This is a genomic window from Candidatus Baltobacteraceae bacterium (assembly GCA_036559195.1).
Taxonomy (GTDB): domain Bacteria; phylum Vulcanimicrobiota; class Vulcanimicrobiia; order Vulcanimicrobiales; family Vulcanimicrobiaceae; genus JALYTZ01.
This window is the reverse complement of sequence record DATBTN010000042.1, coordinates 28,633-48,929: the sequence shown is the minus strand read 5'-3', so window position 1 is coordinate 48,929 and position 20,297 is coordinate 28,633. Positions and strand designations below refer to the sequence as shown.

Sequence of the window (20,297 nt, the reverse complement as noted above, 5' to 3'; positions counted from 1 at the left end):
CGCCGTCGACCGGAGCGGCTACAAACGTGGCAATGGCGACGATGACCAAAACCTCAGAGATCACCGCCTCCAAAGCCAAAGGCTACACTGGAAACGCCTGCGGCGAATGCGGCCAACTAACGATGGTCCGCAACGGCTCCTGCGAAAAATGCGACAGCTGCGGTTCCACGAGCGGGTGTAGTTAAAAGTTAAAAATATCCGCGTGTTTCGTTAAATGTTACACGCTTAAGCTTGGACAATGCAATAACGCGCTCCGGCATCGTCGGGGCGCGTTATGTCTGTAGTGCAATGCCCAAACACACGCGTCCCGCTCACTCAGTAACGAAGGTCAGCTTAATTGCGTCTTCGCCGACGGGATTGGTGCCGACAAGGCGGAGCGATATGTACCCGTTCCCAGTAAACCGTGGGATATTCTCAATCACGTCTCAACAGCCATACGAGGAAAAGAGCTATGGGTCGAGTACTCTGGATGTCGAGCGCTAGGGGCGCATCCGGTCCGCGGAAAGGGCAGAGCCCACCCTCGTAAAACGAATCGATTCATAACGGACTTTCTGCCTGCTATGCGGACGTCGGGCGCAACAACGAAAGGAAGTCTGTTATGCCCACAAAGCTTCTTCCCACGCGTCCCAGCCTGGATCATCTCAAGAAACAGGCGAAGGATCTCCTCGACGCGCATCGCGCCGGTACGATGGCCGCGGCCCAACGGATCCGAGAGTTTCATCCTCGGTTTCGCCGCGCAAACGACGCGGAGATCGCGAAGTCAATATTCAAGCTCAGCGACGCACAGCTTACGATCGCGCGCGAGTACGGCTTTCCGAGCTGGCCGCAGCTCAAGGACTACATCGAGGCTCCAGACCGCGAAGACCTACAGGCGCCGACGCATGAGCGTATAAAAGACCCGGCGTTTCGGCATGCCGTCGAGTTGCTGGACGCTGGACGCGCCGGCGAACTGCGCGCATGGCTGCACGGGCATCCCCATCTCGTCCGCCAGCACGTCGCCCTTCCCGGCTCGAACTATTTCACCAATCCGGCGCTTTTGGAGTTTATCGCCGAGAATCCCACGCGGCATGGAACGCTTCCGCCGAACATCGCCGTGGTCGCACGAGTCATCTTAGATGCCGGAGCGGCCGACGATCGCGCCGGCCTGGACTCCGCTCTCGAACTTGTCGCATCGAGCCTTGTCGCACGCCGATACGGCGTTCAGCTCGATTTGGTCGCGCTGCTCTGCAGCTACGGTGCGGATCCCACACCCGCAGCGCGCATTGCTGCGCTGTACGGCGAGTTCGCCGCTGTCGAAGCGCTCCTTGAGAGCGGCGCTACGCTCGATCTTCCGGTTGCCGCGGCGCTCGGAAGAATAGACGACGCGCGCGCGATGGTCGCGACGGCCACGGCGGAGCAGCTCGACGCCGCCCTCGCGGTGGCCGCCAACCACGGTCATGCCGACCTCGTTACCTTGCTATTGGACGCCGGCGCTCACGTGAACCGGTTCAGTCCTGTCGGTGCACACTCGCACGCCACGCCGCTGCACCAAGCGGTGGCCTCGGGCCAAGAGAAGGTCGTGCGGCTGTTGGTCGAGCGCGGCGCAGACCGGAGCATCAAGGATATTCGCTATAACCGTACGCCGCTGGATTGGGCTGAGTATCTCGGACACGCCGCCATCGCAGATTACCTTCGCGAACTTTGACGCGATTCCAAGCAATTGTCCATTTAGAGGTCCTACGCACAAGTGAAAATCGTCGTGCTGATACCGTTCTTGGCCTCCGAGCTGCGGGCAATACTTATTGGGTTCCATCAGCCAATGAACGGCATTCAGGTCGTTCCTCAACCATTCCGCATTCTTCGGGCGCTCCAGGCGCATGTTTGTCGTCCGCCAAGTGAAGATCGCTTACCGCAGCAATGACCGGCAGCACCACGCTCACCTTGTTTCCACTTACCAATCGCGTCGATGACAGGTTCGTGCAGAGTTGCGCGACAATAAACAAGCCGCGCCCGGACTCGCTGTTCCTCGGCGGCAAAGAGTGCATCAGCACGAAGCCCGCGCCCGAATCGCAGACGTCGAGCGTCACGAGGCCGTGCGCGTCGGACTCTACGGTAATTTCGATGGGCCCGGGCGCGTGTCGCACAACGTTTGCGACCAGCTCGCCAAAGGCGATTTCGGCGCTTTTGCAATCGGACTCCGATGTGCACGCCTGCTGCAACGCATCCAAAAACCCGTGTCGCGCGTAAAGGGCGAGTCTTGCGTCAGCTGCTTGAAACTGCCATTCCATTGTTGCCCCCGAGGCCTCCGGACCTTTCCGGGCCTCTGTGTTGTACGGTGTCCTCGTGGGGTTGCCGGGCCGCTCCGCCACTTCTTACCCTATAAGCACGATTCCATACATAGTGGTGGCCACTTTCTGCCAAAGCTCGGCTTCGCGGCAGGCCGGCACCGAGATTACTCGAAGCTCGGAAACCTCGCCGTACTTGTGAAAAAGGTGCGCGGTCGCCGGTCTAATCATAGACCTATCGGTCGGACCCTAATCGAGCAATCCCCGAATCGCCAGTCACCTATGAGGCTGGCAAAAGTGGTGATCTCGATGGCGGATGCTTTCTCGCCAACTCACACAACGGGCAATGTCTTTTTGGATAAAATGCCAGCGGCCGCGCGAGCGGCTCTTCATCCGCACCTTCAGCATGTGTCGCTAAAGCACACGCGCGAGATTTACGCGGCGGGTGAACCGATGGACGCGCTGTTTTTTCCGATCCACAGCATTATCTCGGTTGTCGCGGATCTGCGCGAGGGCGAAACTGTCGAAATCGGTATTGTCGGTCGCGAAGGTATGTCCGGTCACACCGTGGCGCTCGGTCAATCCATCGCACGACACCGGTCCAACGTGCAAGTGGGAGATTCGGCGGAGTGCATATCTGCCGACCACTTTCGGGCGGCGCTCCAAAGCGAGCCGGAACTCCAAGCGTACGTGGAGCGCTACGCATACGCAACGACCATTGCTCTTGCACAGTCGGTCGCGTGCAATAGCCATCATCCGGCCAACGAACGATGCGCCCGCTGGCTTTTAATGGCGCACGATCGCGTTGAAGGCGACGTTGTGTTGTTGACTCAAGAATTCTTGGGGCAAATGCTCGGGGTTCGACGTGGCAGCGTAACCATCGCTGCGTCTGCTCTACAAGAAGCTGGGTTTATTTCGTACTCGCGCGGGCACATTTCCATACGCAATCGGAGCGGACTCGAATCGGCGTCCTGCGAGTGTTACGATACCGTGGAACACGAGCTGAAGGGCATCATGGGGTATTCTATTAGCAAGACGGCCGACATGGATGCCGACGCGCGCCTCGTTACTAAGAGACAGGATGGGTCCGCGAGTCCCAGCTCAGACGGTCACGCCGGCAGCACCTATTAATGTATTAATCTGGGCAGCGTCCTGGAGGGCGTCGGCGACGCGCGGTTCCCAATGCACGATGTCGCGGCGACCGGGCTTGCTAAGCAACAGGCAGATCTGATAGTCGGCTCTAGCCAGATCAATCGAGTATGAATAGCTGATCCAGATTCGCAAGAGAAAGCATCCGCGCCAAACGCGGTGCGACATGAAGGAGGCGCAGCTGCGTCTCGGGATCATGCTCCCTCCATTGGTGCAGCTTGCCGATCAGCACGCCAAGGCACGAGCAGTCCAGATGTTCCGTCGTCGACAGATCGAGCACGACATCGCCGCGCCGTGAAGCGCAGTAAATTCAGACGGATGCCTCGCCAGCGAACCGTGAAAAGAGCGCTTAAGGACGCGTTGGCGAGTGGTCATTGCCGGCAGAGTCGAAGTAGTATGATCCAAACTCTTTGCCCAGTTCCTTCAATGAGAATGGCGTTCCCATTGACTGCATTGCTATGCTGTCGCGATGCGGCTCTTCGATGCGAACAATCAAGGTCGCGGGATACGGCGTCGAAAATGAATCGAACAGATCTATAGCCATACGACGAGCGTTTTCAACGGCTTCTTCGGCTGTTGCACCAACGGCCGCGATGTCCATTTGGCTTTCCGCGATGTAGCCGTTGCCAAGCCGGGTGACGTGGATGCGCACTGGGTCCAAGGTCTAGATCTCCTCCAGGGCGAGCGGGGAAACGGTGTCCTTATTGTAAAGCCAGGAGGCGACAGCATCGGTCAGATGCCGTGCATACGAGAGGCCCGAAAAAGTGGACCCCGGCTTCTTTCTCACTACGTTTAGCAACCAACTAACCGATTGCGACGCCCTCTCCGATTGTTATCGACCTCGATGAGAGCAGGATCAGCGCCAAGACAACTGAAGTCCGGCGGCTGTGGCGGATTCCGGTCCGTTCATGCGGGTGCTGCACTCGATCTTCTCAAGCCGGCAGCGGTGACGATCAACCCGTTCGCTCCGGGCGTCGCGGGGCTCGCGACGGTCACGGTCTCGGGCAACGCAACTTTCAAACTGCTTCCGTAATCTTGGGCTTGCATTTAAGCAATGGGCACTGCGAATCTTCAATCGACCGACAAAGAATCAGAGCCCGTAGTTCCCGCGGATCTTCGCAGGGCTCTCGCAGCCGCGCCGATCGCGAAGGCTCGATGGAACGATCTTACGCCGATCGCGCGCATGGACTTTATTAGTTGGATAGACGGCGCCAAACAATCGGAAACCCGCAGACGCCGGATCGAGAGAACCTGCGAGACGGTTGCCGCCGGTAAGCGACGCCCCTGTTGTTTCTCGATCGTGCCGCTCGATCTTCACAAAGCGCTTACGGCTACGCCGGCAGCAAAGGCACGATGGAGCGATCTTACGCCAATCGAGCGCAGAGAGTTCATCAGTTGGATAGGTTCGGCTAACCAGCCCGAGACCCGTAAAGAACGAATCGAGAAAGCCTGCACGGCGGTCGCGGCCGGAAAACGACGCCCGCTCAAGAACGCGTGATTCGACTTGGGCGCAAGCCGCCTCTACGCTAAGGCCGGTCGGGCGCTCCGTAGTTGACCATGCAAAAACCAAGGCCTGGCCCCGTCAACTTGCTCGATATGGATATTATCGCTATACTAGTTGTATGCCCAAAATATCCATGCTTATTGGCGAGACCGAGCTTCGGCTCATTGATTCAGTGAGCAAAAATCGCACGGTTTTCATGGTAGAAGCCGCCGTGGCCGAGGCAAAAACCCGGAGGCGCGCCCTGCAGGACGCGGAGATCGCTCGTATCTGTCGAGAGAACGCCGATGACGACCGAGCTACTGCGGCCAATTGGGACCCGACGCTTCTCGACGGGTTGCCGGACTAGGTGCTTCAACGTGGTGAAGTCTGGCGCGTCGCTTTTGATCCCGTGTGCGGCAGCGAGCAAGCGAAAACCCGTCCCGCCGTCATCGTTCAGCGAGATTCCGCGAATGCGTCATCGCCTATTACGATCGTATGCCCGCTTGCGGACGCACGCAACAAAGACGGCAATCTGCTAAACGTCTTCGTTCGGCGGGGCGAAGGCGGAACACTAAAGGACAGTCTCGTTTTGTGCAACCAAATTCGCGCGATCGATCGCTCGCGTTTGTTTGGGAGTGCCCTAGGATCCCTAGACGAACCCACGATGCAGCTCATTGCCGAGGGACTCCGGGCGATTCTGGACATTTGACATCACGTCGTCGCAACCAAGAACTGTTCCGAGTTTCCCGGTCGCAAGCCGTCGCTGCGCTCGACAAAGTAACGCTGATAGAGTGCAGCTCCCGTCACGACATCTGCCTCCTTCAAGCCGACGCCATGCGCCAGTGCGACGATTTCAGTTGGGGCAAAGAAGCTGACAAACGGCGTTCCGCTCGCACGCGCCCCGTCGATCGCCGCCTCAAATCCGGCACGTTCTCGCGATTCGACCAATTCGAGTGGGAGCACAAACGTCATCGCGAACGTGGAGCCCGGCGCGAGCGCTGCGATGTGATGCAGCATCTCCACAATTGCATCTTGCGTTAGGTACAAACTCACGCCCGTGCACGCGACGATGGCCGGCTCGAAGCGGTTAAAACCGGCTGCGAGCAGCGCGTCCCACCAAGAAGTACCCGACTCGAAATCGATCGGCACGAACCGCAGCCACTCCGGGATCCCGAAGCCGAGCTCGTTCAGTCGTTGTTTCTTCCACGCCTGCGGACCGGGTTGATCGACTTCGAAGATCTTCACGTGCGAGGCGATACGGGTCGACGTTGCGCGAAAGTGTCGAGACCCGCACCGAGCATCACATATTGCCGTACCCCGCGAGCCGCGGCTTTTTCAACCAGATCGTCAATAAATCGAGCGCGCGCCACAATCGACGCACGAAACGAGCCCGCACGTTGCGGATCCATGTCGGGCCGTTCGCGCCAACCCTCCTTCGGCGAAAGAAGTTTAAGACCGACAACGTCTTCGAACACATGCGGAGGCGCGTCGATGTGTGCGTGCAGCGCGCGCCACAAGGCGACGCGTTCCGCGGTCGACTCCGGCGCAACGGCAGAGTTGTCATGCATGATGGCCCGAAACGGCTCCTTTTCTCGGCGCACGCAACCTGGCTGTTTTCTCGACGGCAGCTAGCATCCTCATAACAAACATCCTCTAGCTAAATCATGACAACGAGGTCGGAGTACGAGAGCTTGCTGGATCGCCCTTGTCGGTAATGGGTCGAACCCGGAAAGTCCGCATAACCGCGCGAAATCAAAAGCGTGGTCAAATGGGGTAGAAGATAACGATGCTTGAGACTATCGCTCGAAAGGCGTCGATCGCGATTGGCGCATTCGTCTTGCTTCTTCTGCTGCCCGTGAGTGCGGCCACGCCGCCTGATAGCCAAATCCACGCTCACGTGAACGCCGCGCTGGAGCAGCTCGACCGATTTAAACTGACGCACGATCCCGCCGATGTAAAGACCGCCCTTGCCGACATGGATACGTCACTCGATTTGGACTCTCTCACGGTCGAAGGCTTTGTCGTCGATCGGCGGCGTTTCGCGTACGGCTATGCGAAAATCGCCGCGGCGATAGAGCGTTCCTACGATCCGAACTACAATGCTCTCGATCCCAACAACGTGCCGGTCGTGCCATGCCCACCGCCGCCGCGGGAACTTAGGGGCGCGATATGCCCGGCGCTTTCGGATATTCACGATCCCAAGGTTCGCGCGGAGTACGCGGAGCTTCTCCGCGCAAACGACGATAAGGGTCGACGCGCGAGCGTGTATCTTATGTGGCAACGCTTGGACGAGTCCGCTATGGCTCGCCTTGAAAGCGGGCTCGATCTCTTAAGACGCGTTCAGCCCTGCACTGTCTCCGACGATTCCGATACCTTACGTTCGATCTTTCAAGCTGGCGGGTTAAGCCGCCAAAACCTTGGGCGAATCGAAAAGGTGCTCCAGACGCCGACACCGCGCGGCCGGGCTCTACGCCTTATTGACGACGCGCCACATCTCGCGTGGTCGGATTGCAACAAGCCCTGATCCTGCGTGCAGGAGCACTCTTCGGACAACTGAAGATCGGCGCATATGGCGAATCCCACCACAGCGCAGAGCACGCCGGGACTCAAGCGCCGCCTTGGCATCGCAGACTTTACGTTGATTACGATCGGCTCGGTTATCGGCTCGGGGATCTTCCGCAATCCCGCCGTCGTCGCGCAGCGCGCCCATTCGCCGGTTCTTATCATGTCGTGCTGGATCGCCGGCGGCGTTCTCGCACTGATCGGCGCCTTCGTCTTTGCCGAACTCGCCTCGCGACGCCCGGAAAACGGCGGCCTCTATGCCTATTTGCGCGACGCCTTTGGCTCGGGCGTCGGTTTCGTTTTCGTGTGGATGGATTTTTGGCTGATGTACAGCGGCGCAACCGCGGCCTCGGCCGCGCTCTTCGCCGGATACGTCATACCGGCTCTAGGCATCACCGCCGACTCGCGACTCGTCGCGGTCATCACGCTCGCCTGCGTTACGCTCATCAATATTTTGGGCGTTCGACAGGGAGCGGCTTGGCAGAACCTTCTCGTCGTTTTGAAAATGGGCGCGATCGCCGCGTTGATCGTTGCGGGTTTCGCGGCGCACCCGTTGCCCGCACAGGCGCCGCTGGCGGCATTTCACTCGCCGGTCCAACTCCTCGGCGCGCTCGGCGTCGCCATGCTGCCGGTGCTTTTTGCCTACGTCGGGTTTCAATCGGCGGGCTACATTACCGGTGAAGTGCACGATCCCGTGCGAACCGTTTCTCGCGGCTTGCTTCTCGGCGTCGGCATCGTGGTCGTCGTCTATCTGCTCGTCAATGCCGGCTGCCTGCGCGTCCTGGGCGCGGCCGGCCTGGCGGCGTCTACAACGCCCGCGGCCGACGTCATGCGTGCCGCATTCGGACCCCTGGGCTCGCGTTTGATCGCCATCGCCATCGGGATATCCACGCTCGGCTATATGAGTACCTCGATTCTGCTGGCGCCGCGGATCTATTTTCAACTCGCGCGCGACGGCATGCTCTTTCGTCAAATCGCGTGGGTGCATCCGCGCACACACGTTCCCGTGGTCGCGATCGCCCTTTACGGCGCGATGGCCGCCGTGCTCGCCGCCAGCGGAACGTTCGCACAGATCATCAATTGGGTCACGTTGCCGGTGTGGTGCTTTATCGCGCTCGCGGCCGTTGCATTGTTCGTGCTGAGAAAGCGCGACGCAGCGCTGGCACCGCCGCAGATTCGCGTTCCCGGTCATCCCTGGACGACGCTTCTACTCGTCGTCGCGGTCATCGGCGTCGTGGTATCGGAGATAGCGATCTATCCGCGCGATTCGATCTATGCGGTGCTGGTCGCCGTCGTCGGCGCAGTCGTCTACGCGGTCGTCGTTCGAAGAATGGTCTCGATGAAAGGCCGGCCGAGCGGGGTATAGAGTGTGCATGGAAACTATTGTGTTTTACGGAGCAGGCATGCTCGGCTCGGGCTTCGTTCGGGCATTTCGCCGCCGCGGCGTCGCCGTGCACGTCTGGAACCGCACGTTCGAAAAAGCGCAGGCGCTTGAAGCGTGCGGTGCCGTGGCCTTCCGCAGCGCTGCAGAGGCGGCGCGCGGCGCGACGCGCGTTCATTTGTGCCTGCGCGACGACGCGGCCGTCGACGAGACGTTTGCCGCCGCTCGCCCGGGCATCGCGCCGAAGACGCCGATCGTGGATCACACAACCGTCACGCCGCGCGGCGTCCTGGATCGCGCGAAGCGCTTGAACGACGCGGGATACACGTTCCTCCACGCGCCGGTGTTCATGGGGCCGCCCCAGGCCGAACAGGCTACCGGGACGATGCTCGCCTCCGGGCCGAAGGGCGATTTCGAGGCCTTGCACCCTTCGCTCGCGCCGATGACCGGCGAAGTTCGCTATCTGGGTGCGCGTGTGGATCTCGCCTCGATTTTTAAACTTATGGGCAACGCGATGATTCTCGCAGTTGTCGGCGGATTAAACGACGTCTTCAGCCTGGCCGAAGCGTGCGGCGTCACCCGCGAAGAGGCCTACACGCTCTTCGATTTCTACCATCCCGAAGGACAAATTACCGGTCGCGGAAAGCGCATGTCGCAGGCCGATTACGAGCCCACGTGGACGCTTGAGATGGCGCACAAAGACGCAACGCTGATGCTGCAAACGGCAAACGATCGAAGCCTGCCTATTATCGCGGCGATTGAAAGCAGACTTCGCTATGCAATAGAGCGGGGATTCGGCGACCAGGACCTGGCAGCTATCGCTAAAAGTTAATGACGGGTGCGCCTGTCATTTCCAGAAGCGAGCTACGTCGAGACCGAACGCGGATACCGCCTCACTATCGGCCGGGTATCTCTTAGCCAAAGCACGTTCCTACTGCTCGCCGCGATTATTGTCGGCCTCGGCGGTGGATTCGGGGCCGTACTCTTTCGTCGTTTGATCTCCGGCGAAGGTGCGTTCGCATTCGGCTGGCTTGGCCCGCACCTCGCGTTTCTCGGCCACGCGAGCGTCGTTCCGGTACTGATCCTCGGTGGCATCATCACCACGTTCGTGGTCGAACGATTTGCAAAGGAAGCTAAGGGTCACGGCGTTCCCGAGGTGATGGCCGCGGTCGCACTGCGCGGCGGCATCATGCGTCCGCGTATCATCGCGGTAAAAAGTCTCGCCTCGGCAACCTGCATCGGCTTCGGCGGAAGCGTCGGGCGCGAAGGGCCGATCGTTCAAATCGGCGCAACAATCGGTTCGGTCATCGGGCAAATCGTTCGAGCTCCAGCACCAATTGTACGGACCCTGGTAGCGTGCGGCGCGGCCGCTGGGATCTCCGCGACGTTCAATGCCCCGATCGGCGGGGTCTTCTTCGCGAACGAGGTGATTATCGGCGACTTCGCACCTCGTTCGTTTGCGGTTATCGTCGTCGCGAGCGTCGTTTCAGCGGTCATAGGCCGCGCGTTCTTCGGAAACCATCCGTCCTTTAACGCGGCGGCGTTTTACCTCGCCTCTCCGTGGGAGCTGGTACTCTACGCAATTCTAGGACTGGTCGCCGCGGTGTGGGCGTTTGGTTTTGTGCGCTTTCTCTACATCCTTGAGGACGGCTTCGAACGCTGGAAACTCCATCCGCTCCTGAAAGCGGCCATTGCCTTCGGCGTGGTGGGCCTGATCGGAGTTTGGGTGCCGCAGGTTCTCGGAGTCGGCTACGGCAGCATGCAATCGGTGCTCGACGGTCACGTGCCGGCGCGGCACGCACTCATGCTCGCCGTACTCAAACCACTCGCCACTTCACTTACACTCGGCGGTGGCGGCAGCGGCGGCGTATTTGCTCCATCGCTCTACACCGGGGCTATGCTCGGCGATGCATTCGGCCGCATCGTGCATGACATCTTTCCCGCCTGGACGGCCAACGCCGCCGCCTACGGCCTAGTCGGGATGGCTGCCGTGTTCGCGGCCGCTGCCGAAGCCCCGATCACCGCGATTATGATCGTTTTCGAAATGTCCGACGACTACACCATCATCCTGCCGCTAATGATCTGCACGGTCATTGCGACGGTGCTGGGCCGTCGATTGCTTGGGCACACCGTTTACGAAATGAAACTGGTGCGTCAAGGCATCGATTGGATGACGGTTCGACGCCCGCGACTCTTGACGCGCGTAAGTGTAACGGTCGTAGAGCGGCAGCCGCCGATCGTTGCCCACGCCGGCGAGACCGTCGCCGACGTCGCCAAACGCCTGCACGGCAGCGAGGAATTTGTCGTGCCGGTTTCCGAGGAACGAAAGTTCACCGGGTTCGTGACGGCTACCGATATCGCGGCCACACTCGCCGCGGGGTCTTCATCGACGCTCGTCCGCGAGATCGCGCGTAAAAGCGCCGCTAAACTCACCCGAGCCGATACGCTCGAACAAGCCGCAACGCTCATGGCAGACCTAGGCACACCGTTGTTACCTGTCGTCGATCCCTCGGACGGCACACTGCTCGGTATCGTCACCCGGCGCGACGTACTCGACGCCTATCGCAACGCCGCAGATCCATAGGGGTTAACCGCTCGTCGGCTTAGCGTGGACGGGTAGCTCGACGCGGATGCTCACGCACTCGCCTTCCTGCCGCACGTCAACGCGTTCGGCGGCATCGAAGTCGGAATCGTCGCGAGCGAGTTCCCGCAAACGAGTGACGAATTCGCGCCGGCAATGGCGAACGTCCGCGCTATCCGCGCAATCGACGAAATCTCACAGTAACCATCGGGAGGGTAGCGCCGGCTGCGATCCGTAACTCGACGTATGTCCGCTGACAGCAATTTTGCCGCACACGCTCCGGTTATCGAAACGCCGCGTCTGGTCATGCGCGCTCACCGGCTCGAGGATTTTCCCGCCTGCGCCGCGATGTGGGCCGATCCGATCGTTACGCGCTACATCGGCGGCAAACCCTCCACGCAAATGGAAACCTGGGGGCGGCTGATGCGTTACGTCGGCCATTGGGCGCTGCTGGGCTTCGGCTATTGGGCCATCCAAGACAAGGCTAGCGGCAATTTCGCCGGCGAACTTGGATTCGCCGATTTCAAGCGCGATATGCAGCCGTCGATCGACGGCATGCCGGAGCTGGGCTGGGCACTCGCAACTCCCTTTCACGGCAAAGGCTACGCGACCGAGGCGGTCCGTGCGGCGATTGCCTGGGGCGACGCTCATTTCGGATCGGCTCGCACCGTCTGCCTGATCGATCCGGAAAATCTTGCGTCCATCCGAGTCGCGCAGAAATGCGGCTATATGGAATCCGAGCGTACGACCTGGCACGGTCTGTCCACGGTGCTGTTTACGCGGTAGACGTCATGTAACGGGCCGGAAACGCATCGCTTTTCGGCGCGGTACACCGCTCGTGTTTTCGACGAATTCGAATCCGAGTCGCGCGTACAGACGCATCGCGGCCGCATTGTTTTCTTCCACCAACAGTTCGAGTTCTTGGCCCGTTTCTTGGATGGCGCGACGCACTAACGCGCTGCCGTAGCCGCTCCCGCGGTGCCGCGGATGGACGGCGATCGAACGCAGGCGGACGGGATCGGCGTCCAGATCCAGTAAGACGTAGCCGGCGACGTCCCCCGCGGGGCCCGCGGCGACGATCGTTCGAAACCGGCGCTCGGCAACGATCGCGGCGTAAAACGCGTCTTCGTACTGCTCGTCGGCCGGAAACGCCAGCCGGTCGATCTCCTTCATCGCGACAACGTCCGCGGGTACTGCGTAGGCAAAATCCGGCATACTGTTCAACCGCCGAGACGCTTCTGGACGAAGTGGTGCCGCCCTCCGTTTTTTGGGAAACAACACGTTCATGCAGCAACACGACGGCTCCGGAACGCGTTCCGAACGCTACCGCGAAATCATGGGCGTCCTAGCCAAGCACGGTCTGGCCGCGGCCGGGGCCGGCATGCGTCTTCATCCCGACGGCGAGCGGGCCCAGCTTCAGGCCGAGCAATTACGGTTGGCTTGCGAAGAGCTCGGCACGACGTTTATCAAGCTCGGGCAAATTCTCTCGACCCGCGGCGACCTGCTGCCGCCACAGTATCGCGACGAGCTTGCAAAGCTTCAGGACTCCGTCGCTCCGCTCGACGCGGCCATCATCGTAACGGAGATCGAAAACGAACTCGGCGCATCGACCGCGGAGCTCTTTGCCACGTTCGATCCCATTCCGCTGGCCGCCGCCTCGATCGGGCAGGTTCACGTCGCAACGCTCGCCGACGGCCGCGACGTCGTGGTCAAAGTGCGCAAACCCGGCGTCCGCGCGGTCGTCGAACGCGATCTCGATATTCTGAACGGACTCGCTGCCTCTGCCGAAAAACACTTTCCGGATTTCGCAGATCACGATGTCGAAGGGCTGGTCGAAGAATTCGGCGACATGCTGCGCGCGGAGCTCGACTACACGCGCGAAGCGCGCAACATCGAGATCTTTCGCGGATTCTTCGGCGACGAGCGCGGCTTCGAGTTGCCTGAGGTCATCTGGGATCGTTCCACGGCCCACGTCCTGACGCTGACGCTGGTGCGAGGCACGAAAGCGACCGAAGATTTCTCCCTCACCAAAAAGCGCCAGGAAGCCGCGGCGCAGCGCATCGCCCGCTTCGTCCTCGAGCCCGCTTTCGTACACGGCATCTTCCACGCGGATCCGCATCCCGGCAACGTTCTGATCCGGTCCGACGGAACGGTCGGCATCATCGACTTCGGCATGGTGGGCCGGCTCTCCGAAGAGCAGCGCCGCCGTCTGGGCGACATCTTTCTGGCCATGGAACACCACGACGCCCAGCGCGTGAGCGATCACCTCATCGATCTCGCGCCGCCGCTTGCGCCGGTCGATCGAGTCGCCTTCGGCGCACAGATCGGCCGCTTGCTCGACCGCTATATGAGCAGTTCGCTCGAGCAGGTTCAAATGGGGGCCGCACTCGGAGAAATGCTCGATCTCATCCGCGAGTACGGGCTGCGCATGCCGGCTTCGGTGGCCTTTCTCTTCAAAGCGATTGCGATGAGTGAAGGATTGATTCTCGCCATCGCGCCGGGCAAAACGATTTCGAGCTTTCTCAAGCCGATAACCAGCAAAGTAACCCTCGCGCAATTGAATCCGGAGCAATGGGCCGAACGAGCCCGGCAGGCTACCAGGGAGGCTGCGGAGCTCAGCTTGGAGCTGCCGCGGCGCGCGGATCGGGTGCTGGCCGATATCGAGCGCGGCAATCTGCGCGTCTGGACGCGCCTCGAAGATCTCGAGCCGGTCCTCACGCGCTTCGAGCGGATCGTCGAACGCGCGAACGCAACGATGATCGCCGCCGCCTGCATCGTCGGCATCACGATTTTGCTCGCCGTCTACCACCCGGGAGGGTGGAAAGGCGCCATCGGTTGGGTACTCTGGTTCGCCATCGTGATTGCCGTTTTGTGGGTCACTCGAACGGCCTGGGCGACGTTTCGCAAACGCGGTTGAACCGCGGGCACAATTTTCTAAAAACTCTTTGATTGACAGGCGATGCGGACAAGCGTAGACTTGGGTCGAACCAATTAATTCGTTAATAGTTCGAGCAGGAGGCTCCCATGCATGCGCTTCATGCACCCCACAGTCCTCACATCGGACCGGGTTTTAGCCGGCTCGTCATCAGCCTAGTCGCCGCGCTTCTCCTCGTTTTCTTCGGATTCGCGGCTCTCGGGCGATTCACGGTCGCGTCGAACTCCGGCACCAACACGGGCGGGCTCAAAATCATTACCACGGTTATGGCACGGCATCACGCCAGGTGATCGCCTAGAGCGAGCGTAGCGCTCCAACGACGGCGCTTTTGGTCGCGCGAAGCACGACCAAAACGGCCACGGCGCTCGACGCCAGAGCGGCGATCGCGAGAATCGCAAGGTAGAGCCATGGCACGGTGAGCGCCGACGGCGGCGGATCGAAAACACCGGTCAGCACCTTCACGAGCATTTGCGCGATCAAAAAGCCCAGCACGATGCCGAACGCCGCGCCGGCGACCACGACGAGTGCCGCTTCGCTCCACAGAAACGCTCCGAGCTGCCGGTCCTTCGCGCCGATCGCGCTCAGAATCGCGAACGCCCGCAATCGCTCGGTAAAGCCTAGCGCGAGCAACAGGCCGGTGGATGCCGCCACGAATAGCACCGCAAAGATCAGTTCGATCGCCGTCAATCCGTGCAAGTCGATCGCGGTAAGACTCGAGCCGACTTTGCGGCGGCTCTGCAGAACGTCGGTCACCTTCGCCCCCGGCAGACCCGCGACGATCTTCCCAGCACTACGGCTGACCGAGGCGATCGCGCCGTTCTTCACGTTGAGCAGCACGTCTTCGGCCGCGTTCGAACCGGTCTGCTGCGAGACGTACGCCATGTTCGCGATCAGAAACGAATCCTTGGGTGCCGTTGGGAACTCGCGACTCACGCCGATAAAGCGAAATTTCACCGGCACGTACGCATGCGTGCGCACGTTCTGCAGCCGCAGCGTCAGGCTATCGCCCAGATGCAACTGATACGTCGTAACCGTCTCCTCGGAAACGAGAATTCCGTTCGGATGAGCGGCTAGATCCGCTAAGGTCTGCCGCGCGTTATTGTTCCCGAAATACGCGTCGGACATGGGCGTAACCGACCCGATGGTATGCGGATCGATTCCGTAGAGGTCCTGAAGATCGCTGCCCACGTAGGCGTACCGATGCTGCATTGGTGCGGCGGCGGTGACCCCTTGGATCGCACGCAATTGCGCGAGTTTCGCCGATGGCGGCGCGCTCGTCAATCCGCTCACGGTTACGTCGGCACCGTTGGTGAGTTGCGCGTCCACCCGCGATTGAGCGTTGTAGGTCGCATTGAATACCGCCGTCGAGACGCCGAAAGCGAACGCCAACCCCACCAGCAGAATCGCGCGGGTTACCGCGCCGTGCTGGCGATCGAGCGAGGCCGCGACGACGCCGGAGAGCCGTCCGGCGATCCCGCGCAAGGCCGCCGCCACGCCCGGCCGGCCGCGCGTTACGATCGAACGCCAAACGCGCACGGTGAGCAAGCCCGCGCCGATCCACAGAAAGAGCGGCGCCAGAAACGCTTCGTAATGCACCGAGGTTTGCGGAACGCCTTCGGGCGCCAAAACCACCTGATAGCCCGTACTCGCCGTTTGCCAAAAGACCACGACGGCAACCGCGAGCAGGATCAGATCGAGAAAGAGGCGCTCCCAAAGCGGCGCGACGGCGCGTCCAACGACCGCGCGCGCCGCGGTGACGGTCGTGAGTCGGGCTTCCCGCCACGCCGGCACGAGAATCGCGAGTAACGCCACGGCAAAGCCGATGCACGCCGCGATAACGATCCAAGCCGGCGCGCTCGCAACGTGTCCGCGAGCGAGCGCGGCATGCAGAATCAGTCCCAGGAGTACGCCGCCGACTCCGACGACGAGGGCCTCAACGCCGCTCAAACTCAAGAGTTGCCGCGTCGTCGCTCCGCGTACCCGCAAAAGCGCCTGCTCGCGGCGCCGCCGCACGTTGCCGGATCCGGCGACGGCGAAGGTCAGCAGTACGGCCAAGATCGCACCGGGAATCCCGAGGAACAAAAAGAGCACGCGCGCGTAAAGCGCGTCGGCCTGCGTTCCGAGCAATTTGGCCGCCAGGTTGTCGCCGACGATGCCGTTGCCCGCTATTCGCGCTTCGACATTTTTGGCTTCGCCCGTAACGGCCGCGTAGGCCGCTAAGGGATCCGCCGGAAGCGCGTGACCGATACGCACGTGGAACTGTTCGCGCACCGAGTCCGGACGCACGATCCGTTGCCGATCGAAGAGTGCGTGCCATTGCGCTTCGGGCAGCAACACGACGTTATCGGGCGGCGCCTGCGGCGCCGCACCCGGCGGCAATCCGACCGCTTGAAAGAACGAATCGATGTTCGGCATCGAGATCACGCCGGCGACCTTCACGCGCACCGGCGGTAACCCAACGCGGCGAATCGTGACGGTGTCGCCCACACTCGCGTGCAGGTTCGCAGCCGTTTGCTGGAAGAGCAGCGCGCCGCTACGAGCACCGACCAGCCACTGCACTTCGTTGGGAAACGCTTTCAAGTACCCGTTCTGCAGACCCACCGCTTTGCCGGCGCCCGTCGTTTGCGTGGAGCCCTTCGAGGTCAGTTGAAAGCCGGCGACGTTTGCATACCACACGCGCTCGAGCGCGGTGTACGGCGTCGCTTTGGCGATTGCCGAGCGAATCGACATCGGATCGGCGCTTGGGTTGAGCTGGACTTGCCAGTCAACCGAGACGCCGGCGATCGCCTGCGCCGTCATCTGCGCGGAACTCGACGAGACGAACGACCCGATCGCCGCCAACAGCGCGATCGTCAGCGCAACGCCGACTATCGCTCCAACGAGGCGGCCCGAGCGCGTACCGATCAATCCGCGCAACCATACGACGATCATTCGCTCACCCGCAAGATGCCGTGCTCCATACTCCAGCGATGCTCCATGCGCGCCGCAACGGCGCGATCGTGCGTGGCGATGACGAGGGCCGTCTTCGTGCCCTCGAGCGATCGCATGACGACATCGAGCAGCCGTTCCGCAGTCGGTCCGTCGAGTTGCCCCGTCGGTTCGTCGGCTAAGACGAGCGGCGTCTTCGCAACCAGAGCGCGCGCGAACGCGACGCGCTGGGCCTGACCGCCGCTCAGTTCCTCCGGCAGCTTCTCCGCAAGACCTGCGAGTTCGATGGATTCCAACATCTGCAGCGCGCCGGCGCGCGCGCGCGATTGGGATTCGCCTTCGAGCAGCAGCGGCAGCTCGACGTTCTCAAGAACCGTCAGCGGTGCGAGTAAACTCATATTTTGGAATACGAACGCGACGTTGTGCGGACGCAGCCGGTCGATCGTTCCAAACGCCGGCCAGCGAACGGCACCGCCCGTCGGCGCGTCGATCCCGCCGAGAATCTGCAGGAGCGTGGACTTCCCGCTGCCCGACGGTCCGACGAGCGCGACGCGAGCGCCGGCTTCGATGCTGCAACTCGCATCGACGAGCGCGACGATCTCCGATCCGCCGACCCGATAGCTTCGCGAGACGTTTCGCGCCTCCACCAGCGCATCACTCATTGACGACGCGTCCGTCGTGCAGGCGAATGACTCGGTCGGCCCAGGCCGCCAGCGCCTCGCTGTGCGTTGCAACCAGCGTCGCGCCGCCTGCCGCTTTGCGGCGATCGAGCATTTCGAGCAATCGTTTCTCGGTTTGAGCGTCTACTTCACCCGTGGGTTCGTCCGCCAAGATCAGCGGCGGATCGACCGCTAACGCGATGGCGAGTCCGGCGCGCGCCGTCTCGCCGCCGGAAAGATGATCCGCACGGGAACCGCCGCGAGTTTCGAGTCCGACGGCGCGCAACAGCTCGGAGACGCGTTTGCCCGTTGAACGGTGCGCGAGCTGCAGCTGCAGCGCGACGTTCTCCGCGACGGTCAGGTGGCCGATCAAATTTCCGGATTGCAGCAAGATGCCTATTTTGCGCGCCCGAATCGTGGCGCGATCGCCTTCCGAACGGCGCGTTAAGCGAGTACCGTCAACGACGACGTACCCGCCGTCGGGTTCGTCCAAGCCCGCGAGACACGCAAGCAGCGTCGATTTTCCGCTCCCCGACGGCCCCATCACCGCCACGGTTTCGCCGGCCGCAATTGCCAGCGAGACTCCGCGCAACGCGAGCGTCTCTTCTTCACCGGCGTGGTAAAACCGATAGAGATCGTGCGCTTCGAGGGTGGGTCTCGCCGCGGCTACTTCCACGCGAAGCTGCGCGAAATCTTACGCCATTGATCGACGTTGTCGGCGCCGAGCGGTGCCCAGAGATCGACGCGCACGCTCTTACCTCCGCGTGCAAAAACGTAGCTGTTATTTTCGAGACGAATCCGCTTGCCCGTCACCGCATCGGTCGCGGAATCCGACGTATAGGTTATCAAAGTTGCCGGACCGCTCGGGAGCGTGACGGTCTTCGCCTTCGCATCGCGGACGCCGGCAAAGGCCGATCGAATCGCCGCGAGCGCCGCACCCGTGCTCGATGCGCCCCGAGTCTCCACGGCGCGCTCGCCGTCGTAGTGCCAGGTAAACGTGACGTCGGAACCCTGGGTGCTACGCGACCAGCCCTCGGGCGCGAGCACCGAATACCCGCCGCTCGACGCGTAGGGCACGAAGAGCTGCGTATCGGGAATGTCGCCGGCCGGATTGGCCTGTGCGGCATGCGGCGCCGCCGCCTGCGGGGCCGCCGTCGCAACGCTCGCCGTCGAGGCGCTTTGCTGTTGCGAGCACCCGCTTGCGACGAGCGCCAAGGTTAGTACGGCCGGCCACCAACGCTGTTGCATTCTCGATCCTCCTGGACGTTAGCATACCCCGAATAAATGACGCTTCGATGAACGCTAACGTAAGGGGACGCTCGCCTGCGCGAGGAACCGCAGATGAACGAGGCGCGTTTCGGGGAAGGAGGTAGCCGATGCACTGGCCGCGATTTTCATTGATTTGCGCGTTGTTACTGGCCTCCCAGGCGAGCGCGGCGCGCGCGAGCGATACGTTGGCGGCGGCGGGCACTTCGGCGTATTCCATCTACGGCCACGCCCGCACGGTTTGGCTGGCGCAGAAGTACCCCGACTATCTCGCCTACACGATCGTGGTGAGCGTCGACGAACGCGGCGTCACGAAGTCGAACCACTATCACTCCGTCTACGACGCGCTGCACGACGTCGTTCACGTCAATGCGATCAGCGATGAGGAACACGCGGCGCCGCACGTTCCGACGGGCATAAACCTGCATATTCGTCCGAAACGCCAGTATCAAACGATCGTCGACAAGCGCGTCGGCAATCCCGAAGAGGCCGTAGATTTTCTCGGCATCCCGCTGCTGGCGCCCAACTACTCGTTTGGTCTCGCACCGTACGTTGCGCCGGAGCAGAGCGTTACGAGCGATCAGCTCGTCGCCCAAATACGCAGGCAGTTCAACGACCCGATGCCGGCCGCCAAGGCGCAAGAACTTAATAGCGACGGCACGCTCAAAGAGATTGCCAGCGTCAGCGCGCAAGCCCGGGATTACGTCGTCACGTTCGACGGCACCGAGCGCGTGAACGGACAACCCGCCTATCACCTCTCGCTGCATCCGGTGCACGATCCGGCGCGCCTGCGCCTACGCGAGATGTGGATCGACCCGCAAACCTACGCAACCACGCAGATCGTCACCGCGGGCAATTTCACGACGCCGCAGGCGATGGTGCCTTGGACCATCACGTTCGGAACCGTCGACGGCGTGCAGTACATCGCCTCCGAGACCGCGGACGCGCCGGTCAGCGTCGGTCCGCATACGTACGATCGCGCGAGCATTTCGTTTCAAGCGATCTCGCCGACGCAGTGGTCGCCGCTCTGGGTGAACGGATTCGCCTCGTCCTCCGACAAGGCGATCGTCGAACCGAAGAACTAGCGGT

19 protein-coding genes and 1 pseudogene are annotated in these 20,297 nt (G+C 61.7%); 12 read left to right on the top strand and 8 right to left on the bottom strand.

Going from position 1 to position 20,297, the window contains the following annotated elements; translation table 11 throughout:
- Both VIG32_05340 and VIG32_05335 read left to right on the top strand, forming a co-directional pair.
- Positions 1-185, top strand: a 185-nt coding sequence (locus VIG32_05340) for a hypothetical protein (protein HEY8297426.1), incomplete at its 5' end; no start/stop codon positions are given.
- Positions 186-598: 413 nt separating this feature from the next.
- Positions 599-1,684 carry an ankyrin repeat domain-containing protein gene (locus tag VIG32_05335; GenBank protein HEY8297425.1) on the top strand — a complete coding sequence of 362 codons (1,086 nt, stop codon included), beginning with the start codon at positions 599-601 and terminating at the stop codon, positions 1,682-1,684.
- 94 nt (positions 1,685-1,778) lie between these two features.
- Here the strand turns inward: VIG32_05335 and VIG32_05330 are convergent, their stop codons facing one another.
- The gene (locus tag VIG32_05330) at positions 1,779-2,267 is read right to left on the bottom strand and encodes an ATP-binding protein (protein HEY8297424.1); all 489 of its coding nucleotides are present in this window, start codon (positions 2,265-2,267) and stop codon (positions 1,779-1,781) included.
- A gap of 279 nt (positions 2,268-2,546) precedes the next feature.
- Between VIG32_05330 and VIG32_05325 the strand changes: the two genes are divergently transcribed.
- Positions 2,547-3,395 carry a Crp/Fnr family transcriptional regulator gene (locus tag VIG32_05325; protein HEY8297423.1) on the top strand — a complete coding sequence of 283 codons (849 nt, stop codon included), beginning with the start codon at positions 2,547-2,549 and terminating at the stop codon, positions 3,393-3,395.
- 367 nt (positions 3,396-3,762) lie between these two features.
- On the opposite strand, the gene VIG32_05320 is transcribed toward VIG32_05325, so the two are convergent.
- On the bottom strand, positions 3,763-4,065 hold the full coding sequence (locus tag VIG32_05320; protein HEY8297422.1) for a hypothetical protein: 303 nt from the start codon (positions 4,063-4,065) through the stop codon (positions 3,763-3,765).
- A gap of 970 nt (positions 4,066-5,035) precedes the next feature.
- On the opposite strand from VIG32_05320, the gene VIG32_05315 reads away from it, so the two are divergent.
- A complete protein-coding gene (locus VIG32_05315; protein HEY8297421.1) occupies positions 5,036-5,263 on the top strand; it encodes a hypothetical protein in 228 nt (75 codons plus the stop codon).
- Positions 5,264-5,607: 344 nt separating this feature from the next.
- On the opposite strand, the pseudogene VIG32_05310 reads toward VIG32_05315, so the two are convergent.
- Positions 5,608-6,464 (bottom strand): annotated as a pseudogene (locus tag VIG32_05310) (class I SAM-dependent methyltransferase).
- 218 nt (positions 6,465-6,682) lie between these two features.
- Here VIG32_05310 and VIG32_05305 point away from each other — a divergent pair.
- The 5 genes from VIG32_05305 to VIG32_05285 all read left to right on the top strand — a co-directional run bounded on the left by VIG32_05305 (position 6,683) and on the right by VIG32_05285 (position 12,206).
- Positions 6,683-7,420, top strand: a complete 738-nt coding sequence (locus VIG32_05305) for a hypothetical protein (GenBank protein HEY8297420.1) — start codon at positions 6,683-6,685, stop codon at positions 7,418-7,420.
- Positions 7,421-7,465: 45 nt separating this feature from the next.
- Complete coding sequence (locus tag VIG32_05300) at positions 7,466-8,824, top strand: amino acid permease (protein HEY8297419.1); 1,359 nt, start codon at positions 7,466-7,468, stop codon at positions 8,822-8,824.
- Positions 8,825-8,831: 7 nt separating this feature from the next.
- On the top strand, positions 8,832-9,671 hold the full coding sequence (locus VIG32_05295) for an NAD(P)-dependent oxidoreductase (protein HEY8297418.1): 840 nt from the start codon (positions 8,832-8,834) through the stop codon (positions 9,669-9,671).
- 6 nt (positions 9,672-9,677) lie between these two features.
- Entirely contained in the window at positions 9,678-11,423 is a 1,746-nt protein-coding gene (locus VIG32_05290; protein ID HEY8297417.1) for a chloride channel protein, read from the top strand.
- 243 nt (positions 11,424-11,666) lie between these two features.
- Entirely contained in the window at positions 11,667-12,206 is a 540-nt protein-coding gene (locus tag VIG32_05285; protein HEY8297416.1) for a GNAT family N-acetyltransferase, read from the top strand.
- Between the two features lie 3 nt (positions 12,207-12,209).
- Here the strand turns inward: VIG32_05285 and VIG32_05280 are convergent, their stop codons facing one another.
- Positions 12,210-12,593, bottom strand: coding sequence for a GNAT family N-acetyltransferase (locus VIG32_05280; GenBank protein ID HEY8297415.1), 384 nt, complete (start codon positions 12,591-12,593; stop codon positions 12,210-12,212).
- A 112-nt stretch (positions 12,594-12,705) separates the two neighbouring features.
- Here VIG32_05280 and VIG32_05275 point away from each other — a divergent pair, with 112 nt between their 5' ends.
- Together VIG32_05275 and VIG32_05270 are read left to right on the top strand one after the other, a co-directional pair.
- Complete coding sequence (locus tag VIG32_05275; GenBank protein ID HEY8297414.1) at positions 12,706-14,337, top strand: AarF/UbiB family protein; 1,632 nt, start codon at positions 12,706-12,708, stop codon at positions 14,335-14,337.
- Positions 14,338-14,444: 107 nt separating this feature from the next.
- Entirely contained in the window at positions 14,445-14,645 is a 201-nt protein-coding gene (locus VIG32_05270; GenBank protein HEY8297413.1) for a hypothetical protein, read from the top strand.
- A gap of 4 nt (positions 14,646-14,649) precedes the next feature.
- Here VIG32_05270 and VIG32_05265 read toward each other — a convergent pair whose 3' ends face one another.
- The 4 genes from VIG32_05265 to VIG32_05250 are packed head-to-tail and all read right to left on the bottom strand — an operon-like array spanning position 14,650 to position 19,190.
- The gene (locus VIG32_05265) at positions 14,650-17,286 is read right to left on the bottom strand and encodes an ABC transporter permease (GenBank protein HEY8297412.1); all 2,637 of its coding nucleotides are present in this window, start codon (positions 17,284-17,286) and stop codon (positions 14,650-14,652) included.
- Positions 17,283-17,945, bottom strand: coding sequence for an ABC transporter ATP-binding protein (locus VIG32_05260; protein ID HEY8297411.1), 663 nt, complete (start codon positions 17,943-17,945; stop codon positions 17,283-17,285). Before VIG32_05260 ends, VIG32_05265 begins: the two co-directional genes overlap by 4 nt.
- Positions 17,938-18,618 carry an ABC transporter ATP-binding protein gene (locus VIG32_05255; protein HEY8297410.1) on the bottom strand — a complete coding sequence of 227 codons (681 nt, stop codon included), beginning with the start codon at positions 18,616-18,618 and terminating at the stop codon, positions 17,938-17,940. Before VIG32_05255 ends, VIG32_05260 begins: the two co-directional genes overlap by 8 nt.
- Positions 18,609-19,190, bottom strand: a complete 582-nt coding sequence (locus VIG32_05250; GenBank protein HEY8297409.1) for a hypothetical protein — start codon at positions 19,188-19,190, stop codon at positions 18,609-18,611. Before VIG32_05250 ends, VIG32_05255 begins: the two co-directional genes overlap by 10 nt.
- A gap of 128 nt (positions 19,191-19,318) precedes the next feature.
- Here VIG32_05250 and VIG32_05245 point away from each other — a divergent pair, with 128 nt between their 5' ends.
- The gene (locus VIG32_05245; GenBank protein ID HEY8297408.1) at positions 19,319-20,293 is read left to right on the top strand and encodes a hypothetical protein; all 975 of its coding nucleotides are present in this window, start codon (positions 19,319-19,321) and stop codon (positions 20,291-20,293) included.
- Positions 20,294-20,297: the final 4 nt, after the last annotated feature.